5 protein-coding genes are annotated in these 3587 nt (G+C 63.0%); 1 reads left to right on the top strand and 4 read right to left on the bottom strand.

Annotated elements, in window-relative coordinates; genetic code table 11:
• Nucleotides 1-719 (top strand): XVIPCD domain-containing protein (locus CEK69_RS21380; protein ID WP_226975250.1); only part of this gene is annotated, 719 nt, incomplete at its 5' end.
• 407 nt (nucleotides 720-1126) lie between these two features.
• Here CEK69_RS21380 and CEK69_RS20725 read toward each other — a convergent pair.
• The 4 genes from CEK69_RS20725 to CEK69_RS20710 form a co-directional block, all read right to left on the bottom strand.
• The gene (locus tag CEK69_RS20725) at nucleotides 1127-2017 is read right to left on the bottom strand and encodes a restriction endonuclease (protein ID WP_152247686.1); all 891 of its coding nucleotides are present in this window, start codon (nucleotides 2015-2017) and stop codon (nucleotides 1127-1129) included.
• A 77-nt stretch (nucleotides 2018-2094) separates the two neighbouring features.
• Nucleotides 2095-2289, bottom strand: a complete 195-nt coding sequence (locus CEK69_RS21475) for a hypothetical protein (RefSeq protein WP_081616347.1) — start codon at nucleotides 2287-2289, stop codon at nucleotides 2095-2097.
• An 89-nt stretch (nucleotides 2290-2378) separates the two neighbouring features.
• Nucleotides 2379-2792: a hypothetical protein gene (locus CEK69_RS20715; protein WP_148829430.1), complete on the bottom strand. Its 414-nt coding sequence runs from the start codon at nucleotides 2790-2792 to the stop codon at nucleotides 2379-2381.
• The gene (locus CEK69_RS20710) at nucleotides 2776-3447 is read right to left on the bottom strand and encodes a transcriptional regulator (RefSeq protein WP_225851678.1); all 672 of its coding nucleotides are present in this window, start codon (nucleotides 3445-3447) and stop codon (nucleotides 2776-2778) included. Before CEK69_RS20710 ends, CEK69_RS20715 begins: the two co-directional genes overlap by 17 nt.
• Nucleotides 3448-3587: the final 140 nt, after the last annotated feature.

Here is a 3587-nt window from a genome sequence, read left to right as displayed (position 1 = left end):
CCACCCGCCACTCGCTGCGCGCCTGGCACCACCCGCACGATTCCACCTACGCCCACTCCATCGGCGAAAAGGTCGACAGCACCACCTACATCCGCGACGACCAGCCGGCGCGCACGGTGGCCACAGGCGACAAGAACGAAATCATGGAGCGCTGGAATACCGCGGTGCGCGCTGTGCCGGAACTCAACGCACAGGACCGCGACTATCCGAACTACGGGTTCAAGGTCTTCGGCGAGACCGTCAACAGCAATTCCGCGTACCGCACCTTCGGCGAACTGATGGACGTGCCCGTACAGGATTTCCCTGGACGCCTCGAACCGGGCATCGACAACCGCATGCTCTCGCCGGAACGCACTGAGGAACTGCGCTACCACGCACCGGACGAACTGGATCGGCAGCGCGCACCCGCCCCCGCGGCCGATCCCACGCGCGCCGACCATCCCGATCACACGCTGCTGCAGCAGATCCGCGACAAGGTCCAAGGCCTCAACGGCCCTGGCCAGTTGAACCCGGCCGACAACGACCGCGTCAGCGCCAGCCTGTACGCCCTGGCCAAGCAACACCACTTCAGCAGCGTCGACCAGGCCGCGCTCAGCCAGCAGACCGCAACCGCTGCCCCTGGCGAAGCATCTTCATCGCGCAGGTTTCCTGCCAACGATCCAACCAAGCAGCATGCGCATATGTCAAAGGCGTGCCTCACCGCCGCGCACAAAGGCTAATCACAAGGCTGGATGCAACATCGACTCAGGATTCAGAAGTGCGGACGATGCTGTATCCGTCTTTGCTGTAGAGACCATTGAGCCTTGAATCCAGCGTACTCATGCGAACGGAGTAACCCAAAGCGAATACGTAATGGAAGACTTCCCTTACATCCCCCAACTCGATCTGGTTTACATTTCGATTGGCGCCAGTAACCGGCTGTGCAACCCGAAAGGCCACTCTACCTGTATCGCGGCGCTTTACTCTGCAGGGGTACAGCCGGACGCCGTTACGGTGCTCAAACCAGAAGCTCGTATCTATACGTTTCACGTGCATAGCAACCCCCTAAAGTAGGCCCCGGTTTCCAGCTAGCCGCCCAGTACAACACTCACTCCAAGCAAAAAAAGACCGAGTACGAAATCCGTCCTTACTCACCCCCAGCAAGAAACCACACCGGCTTGAGCGGCAAACGCGCCCGGGCGATGTCGTCGAGCTGCGCATAGTGCGCCGTCCATAGCCCCAGTAGCTTGCGCGCATCGATCAGGCTGATGCGCCGATGCGACTGCCGCGCCTCGTAGTCCGCGTCCTTGGTGAAGCCGGACAGGGCCACGAACAGGCCCACGTCGCCCTCGCCAAGGACGGCCATGAAGCTGCGCAGACCCATCACGTCGATGCGCGGGGAGTTGGCGTTGCGCTTGACCTGAACCTTGATGCGTGGCGGCCGAGTGCCGAGCGGGTCGTTGTAGGCGATGATGTCGGTGCCGCCGTCCTTGCCGGGCGGGGCGATCCAGGCGACGTGGTAGCCCATCGCCTTCAGCAGCGAGCCGACCAGTTCCTGGAAATCGTAAGGCGGCATCGCCGCCAGGTACGCCTCGATCTCGGTCCAGGCCATCTCCTCGGCTTCTTCCAGGGTGATGGTGGCCGAACCTTCGCCGAGTTCTTCCTCGCCCTCCTCGTCCTCGATCGGGTCGGGCTGGGCGCTCTTCCATTTGCGGTAGAGCTGGCCGACCGCGCGGGTGAACTGTTCGGGGTCGGGATAGGTCTGCAAGGCGGCCTCGCCGTCGGGCGTCAGGGTCCAGATGCCCTTGTCCTTGACCATCCAACCGGCCTTCACCGGCGCCACGGTGCTGAAGCGCACGATCTTCTCGAAACGGCGGCCGCCGGTCTGGTAGTCCCCTGCCTCGTATTCGGTCATCGTGACCTGCTTCGCCAGCACCTCCAGCGCGTCGCTGGCCCGCATTCCCTCCGGCTGCGCCTTGAGGATCTGGAACAGCATGCGGATCAGCTCGCCTTTGCGGCGCTTGGTGATGTTGGCCATCGGCTCTCCATGTCTCCGGTGTCTTTGGTGCGGGACGCATGCTCAATGATAGCCGCCTTCACGCTGGGGGCTTACCGCTAGGCTCCCGGCTTGCATGCCGTGTCCAACCGGGACTGCAGCGCCGCCAACACGTCGTTTGCCTCGACATAGCGACCCGAGCGACGGGCCTTGGCGCGGGATGCCAACCCACGTGCGACGAGATGTGATGTACCTTCTGCCTCCTCGCATAGCGCCGGATCGACCTGAAGCGCAGGAAAGGACGCACGTTTCATCGCTGACATGGGCCGGATACTCCGCTTGTTGGATTTCGCCATTGCGATGCTCCTTGCAGGAATGGTTGTTTCAATGCGGCGGCACTCACCTATGCGTCAAGCCCAAGCGCAACCCGCACCGCATCGCACGCCGCAATCAAATCCAGCACCAGCCGCTCGCTCACATCCAGTTCGCCCTCGTACTCGGCGACGTTGCGCTGGTGATGGCACTTGTCCAGCACACGCCACACCTCCGGTCCCAGGCCCAAGGTGTGCGGCAACACCTGGAACACGATGTAGCGGTTGTTGGCGCGGTAGCCCTTGGCACGCAGTGCCGCCAGGCACAGTGCGTGCGCAGCGTTGTAGGCCAGGTCGAAGCGACTTTCCAGGGCGAGCGTGGCGTTCTTGGCGTCGCCCAGGCGAGCCAGGCCGGAGCGGATCAGGCCGTCGAATTCGCGTTGGTCGGTCGGTTCGGCGCTGAGTTGCTTGCCGGAGCCGGACAGGTTTTCAAGTGGCGAGGTCATCCATGCCTCCAATCACCCAGATCTTGGGTTGCTGCAGCACCCGCTGCAGGAATGCGTTTTCGTCGCGCAGGCGCTTGGCGTAGTCGGCACGCGTGTACAGCGTGGGATTGACCGGGCGGCCCAGCCGCGCATGCATGCCATCCAGCGCGCGCATCAGGTCGGCATAGCCCAGCGTATCGGAGATCACCATCAGGTCGATATCGCTGCGCGCGGTGTCGCTGTGCTTGGCGACCGATCCGTAGACGAAGGCGGCCACGATGTCGTCGGCGATGGGCTGCAAGGCCTCGCCGAGCGGGCCGGCCAGGCCGATGGTCTTCTGCACGATGCCGAGCAGTTCGTCGTGGATGGGCGAATGCGGATTGGCTTGGTAGCGCTTTTGGTTGCCGATGCGCTGTACCGTCAGCAAGCCGGCGTCGGCCAGCTTGGTCAGTTCACGCTGCACGGCGCCCGAGCCGCCGCTGGCAGCGGCGATCAGTTCGCCGACACCAAAGCTGCGCTGCGGCTGACCGTACAACAGGCCTAACACGCGTTGCTGGGTGCGAGTGAACAAGGCATCCGCCAGGCCCAGCGTCAGCGCGCGGGAAGAGCGCAACGCCTCGCCTACGCCCGCGGGATTGAGCAGGTTGTTGACCATGCGGTGCAGCTTACTACCCACATGGACAATTTTCTTCCCATTATGGGTATTTGTTTACCCTTTTTGGGTAAATTTCGTCGCTTGATCCGCTTTGATCTTGCATCCCTCCCAGCGCCAACTCACACCACCCCCTGCCCCACCAGAAACACCACTCCATCGCC

This window comes from Xanthomonas sp. LMG 12462, assembly GCF_009192885.1.
GTDB lineage: Bacteria > Pseudomonadota > Gammaproteobacteria > Xanthomonadales > Xanthomonadaceae > Xanthomonas_A > Xanthomonas_A sontii.
The sequence above is the reverse complement of the archived record's forward strand: the minus strand, read 5'-3'. Positions and strand labels throughout refer to the sequence as shown.